Origin of the sequence: Sinomonas sp. ASV322 (assembly GCF_030908245.1) — a bacterium.
Taxonomy (GTDB): domain Bacteria; phylum Actinomycetota; class Actinomycetes; order Actinomycetales; family Micrococcaceae; genus Sinomonas.
On sequence record NZ_JAVFJJ010000019.1, the window covers coordinates 44,236 to 68,479 of the forward strand.

The 24,244-nt window shown below is 70.7% G+C and carries 17 protein-coding genes and 2 tRNA genes; 9 read left to right on the top strand and 10 right to left on the bottom strand.

Going from position 1 to position 24,244, the window contains the following annotated elements:
• Positions 1-141: 141 nt before the first annotated feature.
• A tRNA-Arg gene (locus RBS12_RS18180) sits at positions 142-215 on the bottom strand.
• Positions 216-490: 275 nt separating this feature from the next.
• Between RBS12_RS18180 and RBS12_RS18185 the strand changes: the two genes are divergently transcribed.
• The 3 genes from RBS12_RS18185 to lhgO all read left to right on the top strand — a co-directional run bounded on the left by RBS12_RS18185 (position 491) and on the right by lhgO (position 6,250).
• A complete protein-coding gene (locus RBS12_RS18185; RefSeq protein ID WP_307967567.1) occupies positions 491-2,314 on the top strand; it encodes a phosphoenolpyruvate carboxykinase (GTP) in 1,824 nt (607 codons plus the stop codon).
• Positions 2,315-2,561: 247 nt separating this feature from the next.
• Positions 2,562-5,030: a PEP/pyruvate-binding domain-containing protein gene (locus RBS12_RS18190; RefSeq protein WP_307967568.1), complete on the top strand. Its 2,469-nt coding sequence runs from the start codon at positions 2,562-2,564 to the stop codon at positions 5,028-5,030.
• Positions 5,027-6,250 carry an L-2-hydroxyglutarate oxidase gene (gene lhgO, locus RBS12_RS18195; RefSeq protein ID WP_307967569.1) on the top strand — a complete coding sequence of 408 codons (1,224 nt, stop codon included), beginning with the start codon at positions 5,027-5,029 and terminating at the stop codon, positions 6,248-6,250. Before RBS12_RS18190 ends, lhgO begins: the two co-directional genes overlap by 4 nt.
• A 131-nt stretch (positions 6,251-6,381) precedes the next feature.
• On the opposite strand, the gene RBS12_RS18200 is transcribed toward lhgO, so the two are convergent.
• Entirely contained in the window at positions 6,382-9,123 is a 2,742-nt protein-coding gene (locus RBS12_RS18200) for an ATP-dependent Clp protease ATP-binding subunit (RefSeq protein WP_307967570.1), read from the bottom strand.
• A 108-nt stretch (positions 9,124-9,231) separates the two neighbouring features.
• On the opposite strand from RBS12_RS18200, the gene poxB reads away from it, so the two are divergent.
• Entirely contained in the window at positions 9,232-10,956 is a 1,725-nt protein-coding gene (gene poxB, locus RBS12_RS18205) for a ubiquinone-dependent pyruvate dehydrogenase (protein ID WP_307967571.1), read from the top strand.
• Positions 10,957-11,147: 191 nt separating this feature from the next.
• On the opposite strand, the gene RBS12_RS18210 is transcribed toward poxB, so the two are convergent.
• Positions 11,148-11,492, bottom strand: coding sequence for a winged helix-turn-helix transcriptional regulator (locus RBS12_RS18210; protein ID WP_373886551.1), 345 nt, complete (start codon positions 11,490-11,492; stop codon positions 11,148-11,150).
• Between the two features lie 107 nt (positions 11,493-11,599).
• On the opposite strand from RBS12_RS18210, the gene RBS12_RS18215 reads away from it, so the two are divergent.
• Positions 11,600-12,211: an NAD(P)H-binding protein gene (locus tag RBS12_RS18215; RefSeq protein WP_307967573.1), complete on the top strand. Its 612-nt coding sequence runs from the start codon at positions 11,600-11,602 to the stop codon at positions 12,209-12,211.
• A gap of 184 nt (positions 12,212-12,395) precedes the next feature.
• Here RBS12_RS18215 and RBS12_RS18220 read toward each other — a convergent pair whose 3' ends face one another.
• The 3 genes from RBS12_RS18220 to RBS12_RS18230 form a co-directional block, all read right to left on the bottom strand.
• Positions 12,396-13,898 (bottom strand): alkaline phosphatase family protein, encoded by a 1,503-nt coding sequence (locus RBS12_RS18220; RefSeq protein ID WP_307967574.1) that lies wholly within the window; start codon positions 13,896-13,898, stop codon positions 12,396-12,398.
• A 122-nt stretch (positions 13,899-14,020) separates the two neighbouring features.
• Entirely contained in the window at positions 14,021-14,479 is a 459-nt protein-coding gene (locus RBS12_RS18225) for an Rrf2 family transcriptional regulator (RefSeq protein WP_307967575.1), read from the bottom strand.
• Positions 14,480-14,489: 10 nt separating this feature from the next.
• The gene (locus RBS12_RS18230) at positions 14,490-15,413 is read right to left on the bottom strand and encodes a LysR family transcriptional regulator (RefSeq protein WP_307967576.1); all 924 of its coding nucleotides are present in this window, start codon (positions 15,411-15,413) and stop codon (positions 14,490-14,492) included.
• A gap of 73 nt (positions 15,414-15,486) precedes the next feature.
• Here RBS12_RS18230 and RBS12_RS18235 point away from each other — a divergent pair, with 73 nt between their 5' ends.
• A complete protein-coding gene (locus tag RBS12_RS18235; RefSeq protein WP_307967577.1) occupies positions 15,487-16,386 on the top strand; it encodes an EamA family transporter in 900 nt (299 codons plus the stop codon).
• On the opposite strand, the gene RBS12_RS18240 is transcribed toward RBS12_RS18235, so the two are convergent.
• Positions 16,376-16,858: a hypothetical protein gene (locus RBS12_RS18240; RefSeq protein WP_307967578.1), complete on the bottom strand. Its 483-nt coding sequence runs from the start codon at positions 16,856-16,858 to the stop codon at positions 16,376-16,378. The two genes, RBS12_RS18235 and RBS12_RS18240, sit on opposite strands and share 11 nt — an antisense overlap.
• Positions 16,855-18,288: a phosphomannomutase/phosphoglucomutase gene (locus tag RBS12_RS18245; protein WP_307967579.1), complete on the bottom strand. Its 1,434-nt coding sequence runs from the start codon at positions 18,286-18,288 to the stop codon at positions 16,855-16,857. The genes RBS12_RS18240 and RBS12_RS18245 overlap by 4 nt, the downstream gene beginning before the upstream one ends.
• An 80-nt stretch (positions 18,289-18,368) precedes the next feature.
• On the opposite strand from RBS12_RS18245, the gene RBS12_RS18250 reads away from it, so the two are divergent.
• Positions 18,369-18,797 carry a VOC family protein gene (locus tag RBS12_RS18250; RefSeq protein WP_307967580.1) on the top strand — a complete coding sequence of 143 codons (429 nt, stop codon included), beginning with the start codon at positions 18,369-18,371 and terminating at the stop codon, positions 18,795-18,797.
• Positions 18,798-18,943: 146 nt separating this feature from the next.
• Here the strand turns inward: RBS12_RS18250 and RBS12_RS18255 are convergent, their stop codons facing one another.
• Positions 18,944-20,623 carry a thiamine pyrophosphate-dependent enzyme gene (locus tag RBS12_RS18255; RefSeq protein ID WP_307967583.1) on the bottom strand — a complete coding sequence of 560 codons (1,680 nt, stop codon included), beginning with the start codon at positions 20,621-20,623 and terminating at the stop codon, positions 18,944-18,946.
• A gap of 169 nt (positions 20,624-20,792) precedes the next feature.
• Here RBS12_RS18255 and RBS12_RS18260 point away from each other — a divergent pair, with 169 nt between their 5' ends.
• Together RBS12_RS18260 and RBS12_RS18265 are read left to right on the top strand one after the other, a co-directional pair.
• Positions 20,793-22,955, top strand: a complete 2,163-nt coding sequence (locus RBS12_RS18260; protein WP_307967581.1) for a DEAD/DEAH box helicase — start codon at positions 20,793-20,795, stop codon at positions 22,953-22,955.
• A 198-nt stretch (positions 22,956-23,153) separates the two neighbouring features.
• Positions 23,154-23,242 (top strand) — tRNA-Ser (locus RBS12_RS18265).
• 177 nt (positions 23,243-23,419) lie between these two features.
• Here RBS12_RS18265 and RBS12_RS18270 read toward each other — a convergent pair.
• Positions 23,420-24,244 (bottom strand): IS1249 family transposase (locus RBS12_RS18270; RefSeq protein WP_307964492.1); only part of this gene is annotated, 825 nt, incomplete at its 5' end.

The following is a 24,244-nucleotide window of genomic DNA, read 5'->3' on the forward strand; positions in this document are numbered from 1 at the left end:
GCCGCGCCGCGACGCGCCGCGGTTCTGACTGATTGGGAAACCACAACCGGGCTGGAGCGCGGATTGGGCGACGGGGCGCGGGGCGGCGCCGAGGATGGCACAAAAAGGAACCCCGCTCCATCGGAGCGGGGTTCCATTTCGTGCGCCCAAAGGGATTCGAACCCCCGACCTTCTGTTCCGTAGACAGACGCTCTATCCAGCTGAGCTATAGGCGCATTCCAAGTCTCGCAAGCGGTTCTCCCACCGCGCCTTGGCCTCGAATAACTTTACGCGAAGACGAACGGACTTCCAAATCTGGGTGATGAGACCTGCGTGACTATACCGGTCTATGTGACCTTCATCACATAAAACAGGCCTTCCGGAGGCCAAATCCCCGAGAATCTGCAGTTTCGAGTGTTTAACTCTCATTTCCGGCATGTAACACGGTCGGGTGGTACAGACCACCTTCCCTACCATTGAGGGACACGCCGACCCAGCGAAGGAGGAAGACATGGGCGCAACGAGCGTTCGGCTTCTTGAAGGAGCCCCCACCACCTACGAGCCCTTGCTGGCCTGGGTTGAGGAAGTTGCGGAACTGACTCAGCCTGAACGGATCCACTGGGTGGACGGTTCCGAGGCGGAGTACCGCCAGCTGACCGATGAGCTCGTTGCTGCGGGCACGCTCACGCGGCTCAACTCGGAGCTCTTCCCGAACTCCTTCGCGGCCTTCTCGGATCCCGCGGACGTCGCCCGGGTCGAGGAGCAGACGTTCATCTGCTCGCAGAGCAAGCGCGACGCCGGGTTCACCAACAACTGGATGGACCCGAGCGAGATGAAGGCCAAGCTCAAGGGCCTCTTCGACGGCGCGATGCGCGGCCGCACGATGTACGTCATCCCGTTCGTCATGGGCCACCTCGACGCCGAGGACCCCAAGTTCGGCGTCGAGATCACGGACTCCGCCTACGTCGTCGCGTCGATGCGCATCATGGCGCGCATCGGCACGGACGTCCTCAAGAAGATCGAGGAGACGGGCGCGTTCTTCGTCCCTGCCCTCCACTCGGTGGGCGCCCCGCTCGCGCCCGGCCAGAAGGACGTCGCGTGGCCGTGCAACCCGGACAAGTGGATCGTGCACTTCCCCGAGGAGCGCTCCATCTGGTCGTACGGCTCGGGCTACGGCGGCAACGCCCTGCTCGGCAAGAAGTGCTACGCCCTGCGCATCGCGTCGGTCATGGCGCGCGACGAGGGCTGGCTCGCCGAGCACATGCTCATCCTCAAGCTCACGAGCCCCGAGAAGAAGGTCTACCACGTCGCCGCGGCGTTCCCGTCGGCCTGCGGCAAGACCAACCTCGCGCTCCTCGACCCGACGATCGAGGGCTGGAAGGTCGAGACCCTCGGCGACGACATCACGTGGATGCGCTTCGGCAAGGAAGGCGAGCTGCGCGCCGTCAACCCCGAGGCGGGCCTGTTCGGCGTCGCCCCCGGCACGGGTTGGGGCACCAACCCGAACGCGATGCGCGCCATCGCGAAGGGCAACAGCATCTTCACGAATGTCGCGCTCACGGACGACGGCGGCGTGTGGTGGGAGGGCATGACCGAGGAGGTCCCCGCGCACCTGACCGACTGGCAGGGCAACGACTGGACCCCTGAGGCCGGACGCCCTGCCGCCCACCCGAACTCGCGCTTCTGCACGCCGATCGACCAGATCGACATGCTCGCGCCCGAGTACTTCGCGCCCGACGGCGTCGAGCTCAACGCGATCCTGTTCGGCGGCCGCCGCAAGACGACCATCCCGCTCGTCACGCAGTCCCGCGACTGGGCCAACGGCATCTTCATGGGCGCCACGCTCTCCTCGGAGACGACGGCGGCCGCTGCCGGCGCCGTCGGCGTCGTGCGTCGCGACCCCATGGCGATGCTTCCGTTCATCGGCTACGACGCGGGCGACTACCTCAACCACTGGGTCGCGCTCTCGGCGAAGGCCAACCCGGCCAAGCTCCCGAAGATCTTCCTCGTGAACTGGTTCCGCCGCACGAAGGACGGCGGCTTCGCATGGCCGGGCTTCGGCGACAACTCGCGCGTGCTCAAGTGGGCCATCGAGCGGATCGAGGGGACGGCGGACGCCGTCGAGACCCCGATCGGCTTCGTCCCCACGTCCGAGAGCCTCGACGTCACGGGCCTCGACATGACTCCGGCCGAGGTGCAGGAAGCGGTTCGCTTCGACGCCGAGGAGTGGCACGCGGAGGTTCCCGGGCTCGAGGAATGGTTCGCGCGCTTCGGCGGCTCGCTCCCGGACAGCATCACGGCCGAGCTCGAGGGCCTCAAGGAACGCCTGGGCTGACCGCGCTGAGGCCGCAGGCCGATAAGACTCCGGCGAGCTGAACGGCGCCGGACCCCTAGGAGGGCCGCCCCGCTGCACACGGGGCGGCCCTTCTGCCGTTTGGGGGTCACCTCCCGTGGGTGGGAGGTGGTTCGGGGGTCACCTCCCGTTGGCGGGACCCGCGGGACGTGACCCTTGGATGGCGGCGCACCCGCGGGACGTGACCTCTGGATGGTGGGGGACCCGCCCGCGCGCGTACCGTGGGGCCATGGACGACGGCGCGCCATCACCTTTCCCCGCAGAGTCACCCGGGCTTAACCCAGCGCCCATCCTCCCGCTGGCATCCCTGCGGGCCACCGACCTCCCCGTCGCGGGAGGCAAGGGCGCGAACCTGGGCGAACTCATCGCGGCCGGGCTCCCGGTGCCGCCCGGCTTCGTCGTGACGACGGAGGCCTACCGGGCCCACGCGGTCGCCGCGGGCCTCGACCCCGCCGCGGCCGCCGAAGAACCCGCCGCCGCGCGCGCGACGCTCGAGGCCGCCCCCCTTGCCCCGGCGCTCACGCACGAGATCAGGGCGGCCCTCGCCGAACTCGGGCCCGTGGGCACGCGCGTCGCCGTCCGCTCGAGCGCGACCGCCGAGGACCTCCCCGGCGCCGCATTCGCCGGCCAGCAGGACACGTTCCTCGACGTCGAGGGTCCGGACGCCCTCGCCGACGCGGTCCGCCGCTGCTGGGCCTCGCTCTGGACAGACCGCGCCGTCCAGTATCGCGAGCGGCAGGGGATCTCGCCCGCGGACGTGGCGATCGCCGTCGTCGTCCAACGCATGGCCGAAGCCGACGCCGCGGGGGTCCTCTTCACCGCGAACCCGCTCACGGGCAGGCGCGCGGAGCTCGTCGTGGATGCGGCGCCGGGGCTCGGAGAGGCGGTCGTCTCGGGCCAAGTCACGCCCGAGCACCTCGTCCTGGACCGCGAGGGCGCCGTCGGCGAGTGGACCCCCGCGCACGACGGCGGGGCCAGGGTCCTGCCCGACCGCGCGGCCCGCGAGCTCGCCGAGCTTGCCGTCCGCGCCGAGAAGCATTTCGGCGTGCCGCAGGACATCGAGTGGGCGCTCGCGGACGGGCGGATCGTCCTGCTGCAGGCCCGCCCCATGACGGCGCTGCCGCTCGAGCCTCCGGTGCTCAACCGCTTTCAGCAGATGATGACGCCGTTCTTCCTCGAGATGTTCGTATCGCGCCCCTACCCGATCGACGTGACGGCGTGGCTGCGCCCCGGCGTCGAACGGATGCTCGGAATCATGATGGGCAGCGTCGGCGTCCGCTTCCCGCCGCTCGGCCAGCTCGTGCGCGAGCGCGACGGCGTGGCCCTCCAGCTTGTCCCCGCGCAGCCCCGGCCCAGTCCCCTCGTGCTCGGCGCGCCGCTCGCGATCCTTCGCCGCGCGCGGCGGTATCCGGTCCGCGATTGGACCACCGACCCGCAGTTCGCCGAATTCGAGGCGATCGTCGACGCCCTCGACGCTCAGGACCCGGCCACGCTCGGGTGGGCAGACCTCTTGGCGCGCGTCGATCGCTGCACCGACGCCATGGAGCCGCTCGCGAGGATTCGCGCCGCATACCTTCCCGGCGCGTTCCTTCCGTTCGCGCCGCTTCGCCTCGGGCTTGCGCTGCTCGGCCTCACCCGGCTCGCGCCCCCGCTCGTCGCGGGCGCCCGCACGCGCACGCGCGCCGGCAACGACGCGCTCGACGCGCTCGCCGACGCCGTCCGCGCCGACCCGGAGCTGTCGTTGGCGGCCCGCGAGCTGGACGCTCCCGCGTTCCTTGATGCCGTGCGTTCGCGGCCCGAGTTCGAGGAGTTCGACCATCGGCTTGACGCCTACCTCGCCGAGTACGGGCACCGCGAGTCCTTGAGCATCGTCCTCGCGACGGCGCCGACGTGGCGCGACGACCCGACACCCGTCGCAGCGATCATCCAGGCGGCCGCCTCCGAACCGCCCCGCGAGCGCGGACCCAATCCGGGCGACGCGGCGATGCGCGAGCTCCTGGCGCATCCCTTCCTGCGCTCGCCGCGGGCGGCGCGCATGGCCCGGGCAGTCGTCGACGCCGCGCGGCGGGGCCTCGCGTTCAGGGAGGACACGCATTTCTTCATCACCCGCGTCCTCCCGCCGCTGCGGGCCACGTTCCTCGAGCTGGGCCGGCGGCTCACCGCCGTCGGCGCGCTCCCCGCGGCGGAGGATGTCTTCCACCTCCGCCTCGAGGAGCTGCGCGAGGTGCGCCCGCCCGAGGCGATCGACGATGTCGACCGCGCCCGAGTGCGCGCCCTCGCCGCGCGCCGGGCCGCCCTGAGGCGCGAGTACGCCGGTGTGCCGATGCTGGACCTCGCGACGGTCCTTCCGGGCCGTGCCGGGGCGGACGACGGCGGGAGCGCGCTCATCAGGGGCACGCCCGCGAGCGGCGGGGTTGCCGAGGGGCCGGTCCGGATCGTGCGGGGGCCGGATGAGTTCGGGGCGCTGCGCGCGGGCGACGTGCTCGTGTGCCCGAACACCAACCCGTCGTGGACGCCGCTGTTCGCGCGGGCGGCCGCCGTCGTCGTCGACACCGGCGGGCTCGGCTCGCACGCTGCCATCGTCGCGCGCGAGTATGGCGTGCCCGCGGTCATGGGGACGCGGCGCGGCACATCGGTGCTTCGGGAGGGGCAGCGCGTGCGCGTCGACGGAAGCAGGGGACGGGTGGACGCAGCGTGACGGGACGGATGGGGACGGAGCGCGTCGGGATCGTCGGCGGCGGAATCGTGGGGATGGCGATCGCGCGGGCCCTCGCCCTCACGGGCGGCTTCGACGTCGTCGTGCTCGAGAAGGAGCGTCGCGTCGCGGCGCACCAGACGGGGCACAACTCGGGCGTCGTGCACGCGGGGCTGTACTACCAGCCGGGCTCGCTCAAGGCCTTGCTGTGTGCGCGGGGCCGGGAGCTCACGCGCGACTACTGCCTCGATCGCGGGCTGCCGTACCGCGAACTCGGCAAGCTCGTCGTCGCGGTGACGCCGGACGAGGTGCCTCGGCTCGACGAGATCGAGCGGCGGGCGCGGGCGAACGGTGTGCCCGACCTCGCGCGCATCGGCCCTGCGCGCATGCGAGAGCTCGAGCCCCACGTCGCCGGGGTGGGGGCCGTGCATTCGCCGCACACCGCCGTCGTCGATTTCTCGGCGATCACCGAGGCGATGGCCGACGACGTGCGGCGCGCGGGCGGGCGCGTGCTGCTGGGCACCGAGGTCGTGGGGATCCGAGCGGGGGAGGGCACGACGACGGTCGCGACCTCGGGTGCGACCCACACCTTTGATCGGCTCGTCGTGTGCGCGGGGCTGCAGTCCGACCTCGTGGCGCGCATGGTCGGGGCGTCGCCGTCGCCTCGGATCCTGCCGTTCCGCGGGGAGTACTGGGCGCTCGCGCCCGCGCGGGCCTCGCTCGTGCAGGGCATGATCTACCCCGTGCCGGATCCGCGTTTCCCGTTCCTCGGGGTGCACTTCACGCGCGGCGTGTACGACGACGTGCACGTCGGCCCGAACGCCGTGCCCGCCCTCGCGCGCGAGGGGTACCGCTGGGGGAGCGTGTCGGTGCGGGACACCCTCGGTTCGTTGATGTGGCCCGGCGCGGCGGCGCTGTTCCGACGGCACTGGCGGATGGGCGTGCGCGAGATCTCCGCCTCGCTGCTCAAGCCTCTGTATTACCGTCAGGCGCGGGCCTTCGTGCCGGACCTGCGGCCCACGGATCTCGCGTCGAAGGCGGGCGCCGGCGTGCGGGCACAGGCGTGGTCCGCGGACGGGTCGCTGCTCGACGACTTCGCCGTGGATCAGGTTGGGTCCGTGACGCTCCTCCGGAACGCGCCCTCGCCCGCCGCGACCTCCTCGATGGCGATCGCGGAGTACGTGCTCCGCGAACACCTCGGGGTGCCCGTCCGCGAGAGGTAGGCACCGGAGGGCTCCGTTCGGGGTCACGTCCCGTGGGTGTGCGCGCGTTCGGGGGTCACGTCCCGTGGGTTGAACCAGCGGGAGGTGACCCCTGGATGGCGGCTAACCAGCGGGACGTGACCCCTGGACGGTTAGGCGGCGGCGGCCGGCTCTTCCGCCCGATAACCCGCGCGCACGGCGAGCTCGCCGCCGTCGACGGTCACGCTCACGCGCCCGCCCTCGGCGACGGAACCCGTGACGAGCAGGTCCGCCACACGGTCCTCGAGCTCGCGCTGGATCACGCGGCGCAGCGGCCGCGCACCGAATTCGGGCTCGTAGCCGCGCTCGGCGATCCAGGCGACGGCGGCGTCGTCGACGGCGAGCGCGATGCCCTGTGCCGCGAGCCGCGCCTCGGTGCCGCGGAGCTGGAGCCGAACGATCTCGAGCAGCTCCCCGCGTGTGAGCTTCTGGAACAGCACGATCTCGTCGATCCGGTTGAGGAACTCGGGCCGCATCGTCTCGCGCAGCCGTCCCATGATCCTGGCCCGCAGCTCCGCGTCCGACGGCCCGCCATCCACCCCGCCCGACGCGAAGCCGAGCGCGGCGCCGCGGGTCGCGAGGAACTCAGACCCGAGGTTCGAGGTCATGATGACCACGGTGTTGCGGAAGTCCACGGTGTGGCCCTGCCCGTCGGTGAGCCGCCCGTCGTCGAGCACCTGGAGGAGCAGGTTGAACACGTCCGGGTGGGCCTTCTCGACCTCGTCGAGCAGCACGACGGAGTACGGGCGCCGCCGGACGCGCTCGGTGAGCTGCCCCGCCTCCGAGTAGCCGACGTACCCCGGAGGGGCACCGACCAGCCGGCTCACCGTGTGGCGCTCGCCGAATTCGCTCATGTCGAAGCGGACCATCGCGGACTCGTCGCCGAAGAGCGACGCCGCGAGGGCCTTCGCGAGCTCGGTCTTGCCCACGCCGGTCGGGCCGAGGAAGAGGAAGCTGCCCACGGGACGCCCTGCGTCTCCGAGGCCGGTACGGTTGCGCCGCACGGCCTTCGCGATCGCAGCGACCGGGTCCTCCTGCCCCACAACGCGTCCGTGGAGCTCGTCCTCAAGGCGCGCGAGCCGCTCGCGCTCGCCCTCCGTCACGCGCGAGGCCGGGATGCCCGTCGCGCGGGAGACGACTGCGGCAATGTCTGTGTCCTGGACGACGGCGTCCGGCCGGCTTGCGCCGTGGGCGCCGACCGCGTCCGGCCGGCTTGCGCCGCGGGCGCCGACGGCGTCCGGCCGGCTTGCGCCGCGGACGACGGCGTCGCTCGCCTCGAGCGCGGAGACCTCTTCGCGCTCGGGCTGCTCGCCCGTCGCGGCCGCCTCGATCCTCGCGGCAAGACCTTCGACCTGGTCGCGCAGCCGGGACGCGAGCTCGTAGTCCTCGGCCGCCACGGCGGCGTCCTTCCGCTCCTCGAGCTCAGCCGCCTCGGCGCGCAGTGCCTCGAGATCCACGCGCGGACCCCGGGCCAGGCTCAGCCGAGCCCCGGCCTGGTCGATGAGGTCGATCGCCTTGTCCGGGAGGTACCGGTCCGTGATGTACCGGTGCGAGAGCTCGACCGCGGCGCGGATGGCCTCGTCCGAGTAGGTGACCCCGTGGTGTTCCTCGTACCGCGACTTGAGCCCGTCGAGGATCGCGATCGCGTCCTCGATGTTCGGCTCGCCGACCGTCACCGGCTGGAACCTCCGCTCAAGCGCGGGGTCCTTTTCGATCTTGCGGTACTCGTCGAGCGTGGTCGCGCCGATGAGGTGCAGCTCTCCGCGGGCCAGCCTCGGCTTGAGGATGTTGCCCGCATCCATGCCGCCCTCGCCCGCACCGCCCGCGCCGACTACCGTGTGGAGCTCGTCGACGAATGCGATGACGTTCCCGTCCGCCGCGATCTCATCCATGGTCTTCGTGAGGCGCTCCTCGAAGTCGCCCCGGTACCGGGTGCCCGCGAGCATTGCTGGAAGGTCGAGCAGGACGACCGACTTCCCGTGGAGCTGCGCTGGAACCTCGCCGGACGCGATCGCTTGAGCCAAGCCCTCGACGATCGCGGTCTTCCCGACGCCGGCCTCGCCGATCAGCACGGGGTTGTTCTTGGTGCGGCGGGCCAGGATCTCGATGGCCTGCTCGATTTCCTCGCCGCGTCCGATCACGGGGTCGAGCTTGCCGTTGCGGGCGAGGGCCGTGAGATCGGTGCCGAATTTGTCGAGCATTGCGTTCTTGGCCGCATCGCCCCGAGTCTCAGCACCCCGACGGCGGGCGCGCTGGCCCGCGGCAGGGGCGGCAGCGCCGTCGTCGTTCGCGCCCGCGTCAGATGCGCCTGAGGCGCCGCCGCCCGCCTGGAGCGACTGCGGCGTGATGCCGTGCGAGACGAGGATCTGCCCGGCGGGGGCGTCGGTCGCGAGGACGAGCGCGAGGAACACGTGCTCGGGGTCGATGTAGGTGGAGCCGAGAGCGCGCGCGACCTTGTAGGCATCGAGGAGCACATGCTGGGCGGACGGCGTGAGCGACGGCGTGGCGCCGCCGAGTCCCGACTCGTCGGCGGCCGCGGCCGGAAGTCGCTGCTCGACGGCGTCGGCGATGTCTTCGACATGAACCCCGGCAGCCGCGCCCGCGTGCTCGATCATGGCGGCCACCGACTCCGTCTCGACCAGGGCGCGCAGCAGGTGCAGCGCGTCGACCTCGCGGTGGCCGTGGTCGACGGCGTAGCGCCCCGCCGCGTTCACAAGCTCCTGGGTTCCGCGGCTCACAAGGCGGCTGATGTCGAGCGGGCGGCCGGTGGGCCGAGCGCCCTGGCCCTGCAGGTAGCGGGCGAGGAAGTCATCGAAGGAGCCGTTGCCGGCGCCCGGACCGAAAAAGGTAGGCACACCATCCTCCAGAAAGTTGAGTGACATTCGCTCATGTTCAACGGTGTGGCGGAGCAGATATTCCCAAGGGGTACCAACTGCTCTCGAGGCGGGGCTAGCGTGGGCAGCATGACGACCATCGCGCAGAATATCGTCGCAACCCTCGCGGCCAACGGGGTCCGCCGCGTCTACGGCATCCCGGGAGACTCGCTCAACGGCTTCACCGACGCGCTCCGGGAGACGCCCGCTATCGACTGGGTTCACGTCCGCCACGAGGAGGCCGCGGCCTTCGCTGCGGCGGCCGAGGCCGCGCTCACGGGCGAGGTCGCCGTGTGCGCCGGCTCGTGCGGGCCCGGCAACCTCCACCTCATCAACGGCCTCTACGACGCGAACCGCTCGCGCGTCCCCGTGCTCGCGATCGCGGCCCACATCCCGAGCTCCGAGATCGGCTCGAACTACTTCCAGGAGACCCATCCGCAAGAGGTCTTCCGCGAGTGCAGCGTGTACGCCGAGCAGGTCACGGACCCCGCGCAGATGCCGCGCATTCTCGAGATCGCGCTCCGGACCGCCGTCGAGAAGCGGGGCGTCGCCGTCGTCGTCCTCTCGGGCGACGTCGCGCTCGCGACCGCGAAGTCAGATCGGGTCGCGATCGTGCGCCGCGCGCGCCCGCGCGTCGTGCCGGGCGACGCCGAGCTGCGCGAGGCTGCCGGCCTCCTCAACGCGGCGGGCAAGGTCACGATCCTCGCAGGAGCGGGAGTCGACGGCGCGCACAACGAGGTCGTCGCGCTCGCGGACGCCCTCGGCGCGCCCATCGTGCACGCGCTGCGGGGCAAGGAATTCATCGAATACGACAATCCGTTCGACGTCGGCATGACCGGCCTGCTCGGCTTCAGCTCGGGCTACCGGGCGATGGAGGACTGCGACGCCCTCCTCATGCTCGGCACGGACTTCCCGTATCAGCAGTTCTATCCGGCCGAGGCGAAGATCATCCAGGTCGACATCCGCGGCGAGCAGCTCGGGCGCCGCGCGCGGCTCGACCTCGGGCTCGTGGGCGACGTCAAGGACACCGCCGCCGCGCTCCTGGCGCTCGTCGAGCACAAGCGGCGCCGCACCCACCTCGACGCCTCGCTCAAGCACTACGCGAAGACCCGCGCCAAGCTCGACGATCTCGCGACGCCCACCCGGCGCGGCCAGCCGCTCCACCCGCAGTACGTCACACGCGTCCTCGACGGGCTCGCCGCCGACGATGCCGTGTTCACGGCCGACGTCGGGTCCCCGGTCGTGTGGGCCGCGCGCTACCTCACCATGAACGGACGACGGCGGCTGCTCGGCTCATTCAGCCACGGCTCCATGGCGAACGCTCTCTCCCACGGCATCGGCGCGCAGGCCGCGTACCCCGGCCGGCAGGTCGTCGCGCTCGCGGGCGACGGCGGGCTCGCGATGCTGCTCGGCGAGCTCATCACGCTCGTGCAGAACAAGCTCCCGCTCAAGCTCGTCGTCTACAACAACTCTTCGCTCAACTTCGTCGAGCTCGAGATGAAGGCCGCCGGGTTCGTGAACTTCGGAACGGAGCTTGTGAATCCCGATTTCGCGGCCGTAGCCGAGGCGCTCGGAATCAAGGGCATTCGGGTCGCGGACTCGTCCGAGCTCGAGCAGGGTCTCAAGGAGGCGCTCGCCCACGACGGGCCCGCCCTCGTGGACGTCGTGACGGCCCGGCAGGAGCTCGCGATCCCGCCCGCGATCACGCTCCAGCAGGCGGGCGGGTTCACGCTTTACGCGCTCCGGACCGTGCTCTCGGGCCGCGGTGACGAGGTGCTCGACCTCGCGAAGACCAACTGGCGGCGAGTTTTTTAGGCCGTCCTCCGTTTGGGGGTCACCTCCCGTGGGTGCGCGACCATCGAGGGGTCACCTCCCGTGGGTGCTCGGCCATCGAGGGGTCACCTCCCGCGGGTGCTCGGCCGTCCAAGGGTCACTTCCCGGTGGGTCTGACCCACCGGAGGTGACCCCTGAACGCGGATGGACCCACCGGAGGTGACCTCTGGACGCTAGGTGGCCGCGGCGTCGAACGCGTCGCGGGCGTCGAGGATCTTCCGCGCGTGGCTCTCGGCCCACTCGCGGATCGAGTCGAGCGGCCCGAGGAGGCTCGCGCCGAGCGGAGTGAGCCGATACTCGACGCGCACGGGGACCTCGGCGAAAACGGCGCGGGACACCAGGCCGTCGCGCTCGAGCGTGCGGAGCGTCTGGGTCAGCACCTTGGGCGTGATGCCGCCGACGGCCGCGCGCAGCGCGCTGAACCGGAGCGGCCCGACCTTGAGGGCCTGGACGATGAGCGGGGTCCACTTGTCGCCGATGCGCTGCAAGACGACGCGAGAGGGGCACTCAGGGTCCATAACGTCGAAGGCGAGACTATCCACGAGGTAACCATAGCACTTTGAAGTACTTAGTATCTCGTGGATACTGTTGCGTCGTTCGTCGGAATCGATGCAGAGGAGCACTCATGAAGATCGCCGTCTACGGAGCCACCGGCATGGTGGGAAGCCAGATCGTCGCCGAGGCCGCGCGCCGCGGGCACGAGGTGACCGCCCTCAGTCGCAAGGGCGCCGCGGTGGAGGGCGCCGCCGTCGTCCGCGCTGCGGACCTCGCCGACCTCGAAACGTACCGTTCCGCCGCTTCGGCGAACGACGTCGTCGTGCTGGCGACGGCGCCCGACCGCACCGGCGGATCGCGCGAGCCTTACCTCGCCGCGCACCGCGCGATCGCGGCCGTCCCGACTGACGCACGCCTGTATCTTGTGGGCGGCTTCGGCGGGCTGCAGTCGCCGGACGGGACGCGCATCAAGGATCTGCCGGACTTCCCGGCCGAGTACAAGGGCGAATCGGACACGGTGTTCGAGGCGTACGAGGCGCTACGCGATTCCTCGGCCGGACTCGATGTGACGGTCCAGGCCCCTGCTGCCGTCATCGCTCCCGGCGAGCGGACCGGCGAGTACCGCACGGCCGTCGGCGTCCCCGCGGGCGACTTCATCTCCGCGCAGGACTACGCGGTCGCAGCGCTCGACGAGCTCGAGACCCCGCAGTTCCGCGGAGAAATCTTCACGGCCGCCAACTGATCTCGTTCAGGGGTCACGTCCCGTTGGTTGGTGACCGTTCAGGGGTCACGTCCTGCCGGTTGATGCGCGTTCAGGGGTCACGTCCCGTCGGTTTAGCCAACAGGAGGTGACCCCCGGATGGTGGGGGACCCGCGTGAGGTGACCCCTGAACGGTTCGGGACCCGCGGAAGGTGACCCCTGGACGCTAGTAGGTCGCGGCGTTCGGGAGCAGAACCGGGCGCGACGGCGTCTGGCAGAAGTCGAAGTCGTTCGCGAGGTCGCCCAAGAGCGGGCTGGCCTCGCGAACGTCCGGGCGCGGATCGGGCCGGCCGTCAGTCGCGGGGTCGAGGCGCTGGCCGTGCAGGAAGACGTCCTCGATGAACTTCACGTACGCGTCGTGGCTCAGCGTCTGGTGGTCGATGTAGCCCTTCTTCGCGTACGGGCTGATCACGATCCCGGGCACGCGCAGCCCGTAGCCGTTCTGGTCCACGGCGGGCGGCGTGACGTGGTCGTAGAACCCGCCCCAGTCGTCCCAGGAAAGAAAGATCGCCGTGCTGTCCCAGTCCGGCCCGGACATGATGGCGTTCACGAGCCCGGTGACGTAGGCCTGGCCCGTGCTCACGAGCGCGGGCGGGTGCTCGCTCACGGCGCTCGTGGGGTCGATCCAGCTCACGGCCGGGAGCGTGCCGTCCTTGGCCGCCGAGTAGAAGTTCGTGAGGGCCTGGATATTGCCGAGCTGCCCGTTCTGTTTGACGGTGTCGAAGTAGGGGAGCGGATTCCAGATGCCGGGCGTCTTCGCGTTCTGCGCGACGGGCGCGCATGAGGCGGCGGAATCGTTGCGACAGTCCGGCTCGGTGCCGTTGAACACGTAGTAGCCCCACGAGACGCCCTGCCGGTGGAGGAGATACGTGAGGTCCGTCCACGCGTAGTCCGGCGGTGCGGCGGGCTTACCGGTCCGGCGCCCGAAGTCGGGCGGGAGCGCTGGCCCCTGGAGGGCGTTGACGCACGACTGCGGATCGCCCGCAGCACTGCACTTCGCCGACCATTCCGACACCATGTACAGGTGCTCGGGCAGGCTCCACGACGCGTTCGGCTCGAACATGTGGTCCTGAAGCGTGAAGTCCCTCGCGTAGGCCCAGTAGTTCGGGATGTCCCGCGCGTCGTGATAGCCCATGACGTCGGTGGTCCTGGCGCCGGCGCACGCCGGATCGTTAGGCGCGCAGTTCGACGACGCGCGCTCGGCCTGCGCGATGAAGCCGTCCATCTTCCCGCCGTCGACATCCGCCGTCGCGTTCGTCTGGCCGTGCGGGCCGCCCGAGTTCTTGTCCGCGGGATCGTAGTACGGCTTGACGCACGTTCCGCGCGCGGGGTCCGGCACACACACGGTCGGCACGCCGTCGTGCATGGGGATGCCGTCGGCGCCCGGGAAGGTGCCGAAGTAGCTGTCGAACGAGCGGTTCTCCTGCATGATCACCACGATGTGCTTGATCTTCGCGAGGCCCGAGACCGCAGCCGGGACAGCGCCGGGCGTTCGGATCGCGATCGCGAACACCCCGCCCGCCGCGACGAGCAGAAGGACGACGGCGCCCGCGGCCACCGCGGTCAGCGTCCGGTGGGCGCGGACCCACCGTCGGAACGGCCCGCGCGCGCGTGGCTGCTCGCCGCCCGCAGGTTGTGGGGGCGGACTCGGGGGTGCCTGCTCGACCACTTTGTGCTCCTCAGGTCATCCGCGCCTCAAGGGGCCGGGATGCACCGGATGGACACAAGATACTCCCGTGGAGGAATCACGCGGCAGGGCCGAGGCGCGCGCACCGTGTCAGGTCGAGCGGATCAGACGTCGCCGGCCGGCGGGCGCAGGCCGAGTTGGAGCAGGACCGGCTCCATCTGGCGTCGGTGGGGGAGCGAGCTGATGATCACGTGGTCGAGCGCCCGATAGAACGCCTCGCGCGCCTCGCGGAGCGCCGAGCGGAGGCCGCACTGAAGGTTGAAGGGGCAGTCGCCGTTCGGGGATTCGCAATCCGTGAGGTCTTCGCGCGTATCGAGGGCCCGGAGCACCTGGCCCACGGTGGCGCGACGCCCCACATCGCTGAGCTGCACGCCTCCGGACCGACCTCGCGTCGATTCGACGAGGCCGAGCTCGCGGAGTCTGAGCACCGCCTTGCTCACATGGTTGTACGGCGTGCCGACGCCGTCGGCGATGGCGCGCGTCGCGAGGGGTTCGCTGTTGTCGGCCGAGCTCAGCAGCATGAGGGCCCGAAGGCTCACATCCTCGAAGGCCGTCATGCGCATGCGAAGGATTCTACTCCTGAGAATGCAAACATTTGTACAATGAATCAGCGGATTCGTGGAGGAGCTTGACGAGGAGCCGCACGCCGGGGCTTGCCGACATCGTACGGCGATACGCCGCGGAGACGAGGCGCTTCGCCGGCTCTCCCGCGAGGGGGCGGGCCACGACCTCGGGCGGAAGCGCGCCGCGGCCGAGCCTCGGGATGAACGCGAGCGCGAGTCCCTGAGCCGCGAGCTCGACGTGCGTCGCGAAATCCGGATCGACAAATGCGACGCGCGGGGTGGTGCTTTCGTTCGCGAGCAGGCGCATGAGGGCCTCGTGGCAGATCGCCCCCCGCGGCTGCGAGCACCAGGTCTCCTCGAGCAGCTCGGCGCGCGGCACCGCGTCGAGTTCCGCGAGCCGGTGCGTGCGCGGAAGGATGATGTCGGCCTCGTCCTCGCAGAGCGGATCGAGCGCCACGTGCGCGGGCACCTCGAGCGCGACCGAGTTCCAGTTGTGGACGACGGCGAGCTCCACGTCTCCGTGGGCGACCTGGGCCACCGCCTCGGCGGGGTCCATCGCGACGATCTCGAGCCGCATGTCCGGCGCCTCGACCGCGACCCGCTTGGCCACGTGGCCGAGGAGTCCCCGCGCCGCCGTCGAGAAAGAGGCGACCGTGAACGTCCCCTGAGGCGCGTCGTCGGCGGCGAGCATCGACTCGACGCGCTCGATATCCGCAAGCAGGCGCACGCCGTGCTCGACGAGCGCGCGCCCGCGCTCCGTGAGCAGGATGCCCCGTCCACGGCGTTCGAGGAGCGCCGCGCGCGACTGGCGCTCGAGCTTCTTGATCTGCTGCGACACCGCGGACGGGCTGAAGCCAAGCGCCTCCGCCGCCGCGACGACCGAGCCGTGGCGTTCGACGGCGGCGAGCGAGCGGAGGGCCTGCAGATCGATCATGAAGAAATCGTAGATGGTTTCTCACACAAATCAACGCTGGTGCTTCATGGTGGCTTTCCCGGAGGATGGAGGGGTGAAACCGCAGCACTCCGCCCTCGCCGTCCTCGTCGCCGTCATCTGGGGCGTCAACTTCGTCGCGATCGAACTCGGCCTGCGCGACGTCCCGCCGCTCGTCTTTGCCGCCCTTCGCTTCGCGCTCGTGGCCGTGCCTGCGATGCTGTTCGTCCCGAAGCCTGCGGTTCCGTGGCGCGTCATTGCGGGGGTGGGGCTGTTCATGAGCGCGGGGCAGTTCGGCCTGGTCTACCTCGCGATGCATTGGGGCATGCCCGCGGGGCTCGCCCCGCTGGTCCTGCAGAGCCAAATGCTCTTCACGATCCTGCTCGCCTCGGTGGTGCTCAAAGAACGGCCGACGACGGCGCAGCTCGCCGGAGTGGGCGCGGGCGTGGTCGGCCTTGTGCTCGTCGCGCTCGGGCGTGGCGCGGTGGCACCCCTCGGGCCGCTCGTGCTCGTCGTGCTCGCGGGGCTCTCGTGGGGTATCGGCAACACGATCTCGCGCGCCGCGAGGGGCGCCTCCGGCCTCGGCCTCGTGGTCTGGTCGGCCGCCGTCGTCCCAGTGCCGATGCTCGCTCTCGCCGCGATCGTCGACGGGCCGGGCGCCGTCGTCGGCTCGCTCGCACACCTCTCGGCGCCGGCCCTCATGAGCACGCTCTTCACGGTCGGGCTGGCCTCGCTCGTGGGCTACACCGCGTGGAACTCGCTCCTCGGGAAGTACCCGGCGGCCGCCGTCGTCCCGTACACCCTGCTCGTCCCGCCCGTGGGCATGGCGGCGGCCTGGCTCGCGTTCGGCGAGGTTCCGCAGCTGCTCGAGATCGTGGGCGGGGCGGTGCTCCTCGCGGGAGTCTGCGCGACGCTCGCGCGGCCGCGGTCACGGAAGGCCGTGCCCGCTGCCGAGCTCGCGGAGGTCAGTCCGTGAAGACGCGGGCCTCGTGCCCGTCCGGCTCGACGGTCCCGTAGACGTAGCCGTCGGCGGTCATCTCGTACGGCAGGATCGCCGCGAGGAGACCGCCTCCGCGGTGCTCGGCCGCCGCATGGATCCCGTCGGAGCCGTGGTCGGGAAGCGTCACGTCAGTCGCGAAGGCCACCGCGCGGTAGGTGCCGCGGCTCTGCCTGAGCAGCTCCACGAGGTCGGCGAGCATGACGTCGGCGTCGAGATCCGCCTCGGGGTCCTCGTCGTCCTCAGGCTCGGGCGGGGCGACGAGCACGAGCCGCAACTCGCCGTCGTCCGCGAGGGTGACGCCGTAGGGGAGGAAGCCGCCGTTCTTCTCGATCTGCTCCTGCGCCATGGCGAGCGCCGTGCCGAGGACGTCGTGCAGCTCTCGCAGCATGTCGTCGTCGTGCGCGCCTGCGCCGGAATCGGCGCCCGCGGTCGAGTTCGCGGAACTCATGCGCGGACGATCGCGAGGACATTGTCGCGAACGGTCGCGAGAGTCTCGCGATCCTTGGCCTCGCCGTTGAAGCGCAGGTACGGCTCCGTGTTGGACGGGCGGAGGTTGAACCACCACGAGCCGTCGGCCGCGGAGAACGTCGTGCCGTCGAGCTCGTCGATCGCGACGTCCGGGCCCTCGTAGGCCTCGCGGACGCGGGCGACCGCCGCGGCCTTGTCCTCGATCTCCGAGTTGATCTCGCCTGAGGCGACGTACGGCTCGTACTCGGCGCCGAGCTCGGACAGCGGGCGGTCCTGGCCGCCGAGCGCCGCGAGGACGTGCATGGCCGCGAGCATGCCCGTGTCCGCGTTCCAGAAGTCACGGAAGTAGTAGTGCGCCGAGTGCTCGCCGCCGAACACTGCGCCCTCCTCGGCCATGACTGCCTTGATGAACGAGTGGCCCACGCGCGTGCGGACCGGACGCCCGCCGTCGTGCTGGACGAGCTCGGGCACCGCACGGGACGTGATGAGGTTGTGGATGATCACCGGCTTGGCCTCGCCCGCTGCCTTCGCGCGCGCGATCTCGCGGCGGGCGACAAGTCCCGTGATGGCCGACGGCGAGACCGGCTCGCCGTTCTCGTCGATGACGAAGCAGCGGTCCGCGTCGCCGTCGAACGCGAGGCCGATGTCCGCGCCGTGCTCGACGACCGCCTTCTGCAGGTCGCGCAGGTTCTCGGGCTCGAGCGGGTTCGCGGGATGGTTCGGGAACGTGCCGTCGAGCTCGAAGTAGAGCGGAATGATGTCAAGGGGAAGTGCCGGCAGGAGCTCGTCGCCGAGGACCGCCGGGGTCGTGAGGCCAGCCATCCCGTTGCCGGCGTCGACGACGACCTTGAGCGGTCGGATCGCGGACAGGTCGACGAGCTTGCGCAGGTGCGCGGAGTAGTCCGCGAGGACGTCACGCTCGGTGATCGTGCCGGGACGTTCGACGGCGGCGATCTCACCGGCCGTAAGGTAGGACTCCGCAGCGGCCTGGATCTCCTTGAGTCCGGTCTCGGACGAGACGGGCAGCGCGCCGGCCTTCGCCATCTTGATGCCGTTGTACTGGGCGGGGTTGTGGCTCGCAGTGAAGGTCGCGCCCGCCGCGCCGAGGGCGCCGCACGCGTAGTAGAGCTCGTCGGTCGAGATGAGGCCGATCGTCTCGACGAGGCCGCCGCGGGCCGCGGCGCCGCGCGCGAACGCGTCGATGAATTCGGGCGAGGACGGGCGCATGTCGCCGCCCACGAGCACGGTCTGCCCGGCGAGGCCGAGCACGTCGACGAACGCCGCGCCCACCGCCTCGACGATCCGCGCGTCGATCGTCTCGCCTACGATCCCTCGCACGTCGTACGCCTTGAACGAGGCGGAAAGGTCGATCTGCGGCGCTTGGCCAAGGCTGTTCACGTTGCTCGTCACGCCGCTGATTCTACGTGGAGCCGCCGACAGTTCATCGACGAGGGGTTCCCCGTGGCGGTGGCGGGCCCTAGGTTGACTGCATGGACTGGACTCTTGAAGTTGTCATCCTGCCTGTCTCCGACATTGAACGCTCGGTGCAGTTCTATCGGGACAAAGTCGGGTTCCACCTCGACCACAACACGACGAACGAGCACATGCACGTCGTCCAGCTCACCCCCGAAGGCTCCGGCTGCTCGATCGTGTTCGGCGACCTGCCGGCCCAGCGCGAAATGGAGCCGGGTTCGATGAAGGGGCTCCAGCTCGTCGTCGCGGACGCCGAGGCCGCGCGGGCCGAGCTCGTGGGCCGCGGCGTCGACTGCTCTGAGCTCATGGTGTTCTCGCCGGACGACGGTGGGACCTTCTTCGGCTTCGCCGATCCGGACGGCAACACGTGGGCCGTCCAGCAGATCAGGGCCCGCGCCGAGAAGCCGCTCATCCCGGTCGAGAACCGCGGCCGCTTCGGCGCGTAGCGCCGTACGGTCCCCGAGGTGAGATCTCGTCGGAAAGACGCGTCCGTTCCGACGAGAGCTCACCTTTCGATCCGCGAGAACGGACGACGGCGGGGTCCCCGCCTGGGTGGGGACCCCGCCGTCGTCCGTTGCGTGCGGAGCTCGACTCAGTAGGCCTTGACGCGCTGCTCGACGATGAGGTGGATGAGCGCGAAGGTGCCGTCCTCGTCGATCGCGCGGAGGGCGGCCTCGATCGCGCGTGGGACGTCGGCGTCGCGCTCGACCCGCACGCCGAAGCCGCCGAACGCGCGCGCCATGAGTGCGAAGTCGGGGTTCCTGAGCTGGGTTCCGGAGACGCGGTGCGGGTAGGAGCGCTCTTGGTGCGTCCGGATCGTGCCGTATTCCTGGTTGTCCATGACGACGACGAGCGGCGTTGCGCCGTACTGCGCCGCGGTCGCGAGCTCTTGGCCGTTCATGAGGAACTCGCCGTCGCCCGCGATCGTCACGACGCGGCGCCCCGGGTTCGCGAGCGACGCCGCGATCGCCGACGGAACCGAGTAGCCCATCGAACCGTTGCGCGCACTGATCATCGACGCGTACTTCTGCGTCGGGAAATAGCGGTGCGCCCAGTTCGTGTGCTCGCCCGCGCCGAGGGTCACCATCGCGTCCTCGGGCAGCGTCGGCACGAGGTTGGCCATGAGGGTGTCCATGCGCGCGGGGCCGTCGCCCGGGGTCGCCGGCGGAAGCGCCGCGAACTTGACCTGCTCGCCGCGCATGCGCTCGGTCCACGCCGTCCATTGATCGCGGGCGGGGAGGTCCATGCGCACGAGGTCGCGCACGAACACGTCCGGCTTCGCGACGATCTGGTAGGAGACGGGGCCCGAGCGTCCGCGCAGGGACGGGTCGATCGTGACGAGGAAGTTCTTCTTGGCCCAGTCCTGGCGGACGAGGAAGCCGTCGGTGATGACGTCGCCGGGGACGGTCCCGACGAAGATCAGGAGGTCGGTCTCCTCGAGCAGGTTGTACGTCGGCTTGGGCCGGCCGTAGCCGATCGGGCCGACGTAGGACGGCGAGTCGAACGGGATCGTCCCTTCGCAGCGCCACTCCGCGGCGGCGGGGATCCGATGCTCCTCGAGCCAGTTCGTGAGGGCCGTCGCGCCCTCCTGCGTCCAGTCGTTGCCGCCGACGACGAAGAGCGGCTTCTCGGCCGCGAGCAGCGCGTCGTTGAGGGCCTTCCAGTCGTTGACGGTCATGCCGCCGTTCGCGACGGGGATCTGCGGGTGGATCGTCGCGTCGACTTCCTGCTGGATGACGTCCTCGGGAAGCCCGACGACGACAGGGCCGGGGCGACCGCTCGTGGCCGCGAACATCGCCTCGGCGACGAGCTCGGAGGCACGCTCGGCGTGGTCGAGGACCATGACGCGCTTCGCGCCGGTGTCGAACCACGACTTGATGTCGAACTCTTGGAACGCCTCGCGGTCGCGGTGCGCGAACGGGATGAGGCCTACGAAGAGGACCATCGGCGTCGAGTCCTGCCACGCCGTGTGGAGGCCCACGTGCGCGTTCGCCGCGCCGGGTCCGCGCGTGACCATCGCGATGCCCGGGAGCTGGTTCATCTTCCCGTCAGCCTCGGCCATGTAGGCCGCGCCGCCCTCGTGGCGGCACACGACGGTTTCGATCGGGGACTCGTGGAGGCCGTCGAGGACATCCAGGAAGGACTCTCCTGGAACCACATACGTGCGCGTGACGCCGTGCGCCACGAGCGAATCGACGATCACGTGCCCCGCGGACTTGCGGGTGGGTGCTTCGCTGCCGGGCAGATCCGGTTCGGAAACGGGCGGCGCCATTGCCGTCATGGGTACTTCCTTCGTTAAGGCACTGAGCATGAGACATTGACCACGGTATCCGGCGTTCAGGTTTCCGCGCAGCGAGAAGTGTCAGAGGTCACGGGGATACTGGGTCGCAGAGTCCGGAGTTCGAGACCGGGCGGAGGCTACCGAGGGGTAAGGGCGGTTCATGACGTTTTCTGACGGCAAAGTCACAGGTCAGGACGGGTTGCGTGAGCGGGCGCTCGACGTCTTGCACAAGCTCGTCGGGCGCGACGACGCCGCCTTCCATCCGGGGCAGTTCGAGGCCATCGAAGCGCTCGTTGCGCACCGCCGTCGGACGCTCGTGGTCCAGCGCACGGGGTGGGGGAAGTCCGCGGTGTACTTCGTCGCGTCGCTCCTCCTGCGCGCGCAGGGGGCCGGGCCCACGCTCATCGTCTCGCCGCTTCTCGCCCTCATGCGGGACCAGGTCGAAGCTGCCGCCCGCGCGGGCGTGCGCGCCGTCGCGATCAACTCCGCCAACCGGCTCGAATGGGACGAGGTGCACGCGGCGCTCGCGGCCGACACCGCCGACGTCGTGCTCATCTCGCCCGAGCGCCTCACGAATCCCTCCTTCCGCGAGGAGCACCTGCCAGAGCTCCTCGCGCGGACGGGGCTCCTCGTGGTCGACGAAGCGCACTGTATCTCCGACTGGGGCCACGACTTCCGCCCCGACTACCGGCGCATCGCCGCGCTCATCGACGAGCTCCCGCCGTCGGTGCCCGTGCTGGCGACGACGGCGACCGCGAACGCACGCGTCGTCGCCGACGTCGAGGATCAGCTCGGCGACGGCGTCCTCACGCTGCGCGGACCGCTCGGGCGCGACTCGCTGCGGCTGGGCGTGCTCCGGCTTCCGGATTCGCGGTCGCGCCTGGCGTGGCTGCTCGAACACCTCGGGGATCTGCCCGGGAGCGGGATCATCTACACGCTCACGGTCTCGGCGGCCGAGGACACCGCGCGGCTGCTCTCCGATGCGGGGTTCCGCGTGCTCGCGTACACGGGGAAGACCGATACGGCCGAGCGGGAGGAGGCCGAGCGCCTGCTCAAGGGCAATGAGGTCAAGGCGCTCGTCGCGACGTCGGCGCTCGGGATGGGCTTCGACAAGCCGGACCTCGGGTTCGTGGTGCATCTCGGCGCCCCGTCGTCGCCGGTCGCGTACTACCAGCAGGTGGGGCGCGCGGGCCGCGGGGCGGCGCATGCCGACGTGCTCCTGCTTCCCGGGACAGAGGACCGTGACATCTGGCGCTATTTTGCGACCGCGTCGATGCCCGATCGCGGCAAGGCGCACGCGGTCCTCGAGGCGCTCGCGAGCGCGGGCGGGCCGCTCTCGACGGTCGCGCTCGAATCGCTCGTCGAGCTGCGCCGCACCCAGCTTGACCTTCTGCTCAAGGTGCTTGCCGTCGACGGTGCCGTGGAGCGCGTGGGCGGCGGCTGGCGTGCGACGGGCGCGCCGTGGACGTACGACGACGAGCGCTACCGCCGGATCGCGGCCGCCCGGAGCGCGGAGCAGGACGCGATGGTCGAGTACGAGGAGACGCGCGGGTGCCGCATGGAATTCGTGACGGCCCAGCTCGACGACGACACCGCCGCCCCGTGCGGCCGCTGCGACAACTGCGCCGGCCCGTGGTTCCCTGCCGGCGTGGATCCGGGGCTGCTCGAGCGGGCGGGGGAGCAGCTCCGGCACGCGGGTGTGCCGATCGAAGCCCGCGCCCAGTGGCCGAGCGGCATGGAGAAGCTCGGAGTGCCCGTGAAAGGACGCATTCCCGCCGCAGAACAGCTCGCGGAGGGACGCTCCCTCGCCCGGCTCACGGACCTCGGCTATGGCGGCGTACTGCGAGAGCTCTTCGCGGCCTCCGCGGCCGACGGCGCCGTGCCGCCCGGGCTTCGCCCCGCCGTCGTCCAGCTGCTCGCGGGGTGGGCTCGCGGGGATTCCGCCGCGGGACCTTGGAGCGGTGTAGGACGGCCGGCGGGCGTCGTGGCGATGCCTTCGGCATCGAGGCCGCTCCTTGTCGAATCCCTCGCTCGTGGGATCGCCGAGGCCGGGCGCCTTCCATTCCTCGGGACCCTCGGGCGGACCGACTCGGCGCGGTCGGGGCAGGCGGGCGGCAACTCGGCGTTCCGGCTCGCGGGCGTGTGGTCCGCGTTCGACGTCGGGGCCGACCTGGGCGCGGCCCTCGCCTCGCTCGGCGGGGCGCCTGTTCTGCTCGTGGACGACCTCGTCGACAGCCGATGGTCGCTCACCGTCGCCGGGCGACTCCTGCGTTTCGCCGGAGCGGGTCCCGTTCTGCCGCTCGCACTGGCCCAGGCGGGGTAGCCGCGGGGCCGACGGCGTTTGGGGGTCACCTCCCGTGGGTGGTGGGGCGTTTGGGGGTCACCTCCGGTGGGTGGTGGGGCGTTTGGGGGTCACCTCCGGTGGGTGGTGGGGCGTTTGGGGGTCACCTCCGGTGGGTGAGCCGCCCGCTTTGCGTCTGTCCCGCCGTTCTGGGTAACCTTGGGGGGCTAGCAATAGCAAGGAGACGTGCCAGAGTGGCCGAATGGACTTCACTGCTAATGAAGGGTCCGGGGAAACTTGGACCGGGGGTTCAAATCCCCCCGTCTCCGCCGATGTGGTGACTCGCGACATCCTTCAGAGACGAGTCGAGACACAGGTAACACCCCCGGTCCAGGGACCGGGGGTGTTCTGTTTTCTGCTCGGGCGGTGCCCCTCAGGTGCACCGAAAGACTGGCTGTGGTCGAAAAGAGGGTTATCGGTCAAAACGTGGGGATGGCCCGGGCGTGTCATCGGCTTCTGCCGGCCCGTCCGGTGCGTGCCCAGAGGCCTTCCTCGGCGGTCGTGGCGGTGTCGTAGAGGGCCGGTCCGATCCGTTCTTCCTCGGTCGTTGTCGGTGTTCGTTTCGGCGGTTCGCGGTGCTCTGGGCGGATGAGCTTGTGGGCCGGGGCGGGGTTTTCGGAGTGGGTGTAGAGCCACCATTCGACGGCGCGTTTCATGTGGTTCTGGCTCATGCCGCGGTGGTGCTTCAGGAGCAGGCGCAGCTGGGCGTTGACCCCTCCTTCGATCCGGTTTGTGGTCGAGGCGATCCGGAGGTCCTCGTGCTCGGGGGCGAGGTGGGTGAACAGCGTCCCGGCCTTCACGAGCCGCTCGAGCAGGTAGTACGCGGCGCGCAGCCGCTTGTGGGTGTACCACCACTGCTGGGAGGGCTTGACCCATGACGGCGCGGCCCCGGCCTCGCCGCGGTGGGTGCGCTGTTTGAGCATCGGGCCCCAGCGGGTGTGCCAGTCGTTCAGCGCGGTCGCCCAGGCGGCGGCCTCTTCGGCGGTCTTCAGGCGCATGAGCGCCTTGGAGAGGCGAAGGAGGGCTCTGCCGGCTTCGAGCCGGGGCCGATGGGTCAGGTGGGTGCGGACGTTGCGGTGAACGTGCACCAGGCAGCGCTGGACCCGGGTCTCCGGCCAGACCTTGCGCAGGGCCGAGGCCAGGCCGGCACCGCCGTCGCAGACCACCACGCGCGGGGCGGGGAAGCGCTCGAGCAGGGCCGCCCACGCGGCGGACTTCTCGGTGTCGCACCACTGCCAGCCGATCACGTGCTCCCCGGCCGTGGCGATCAG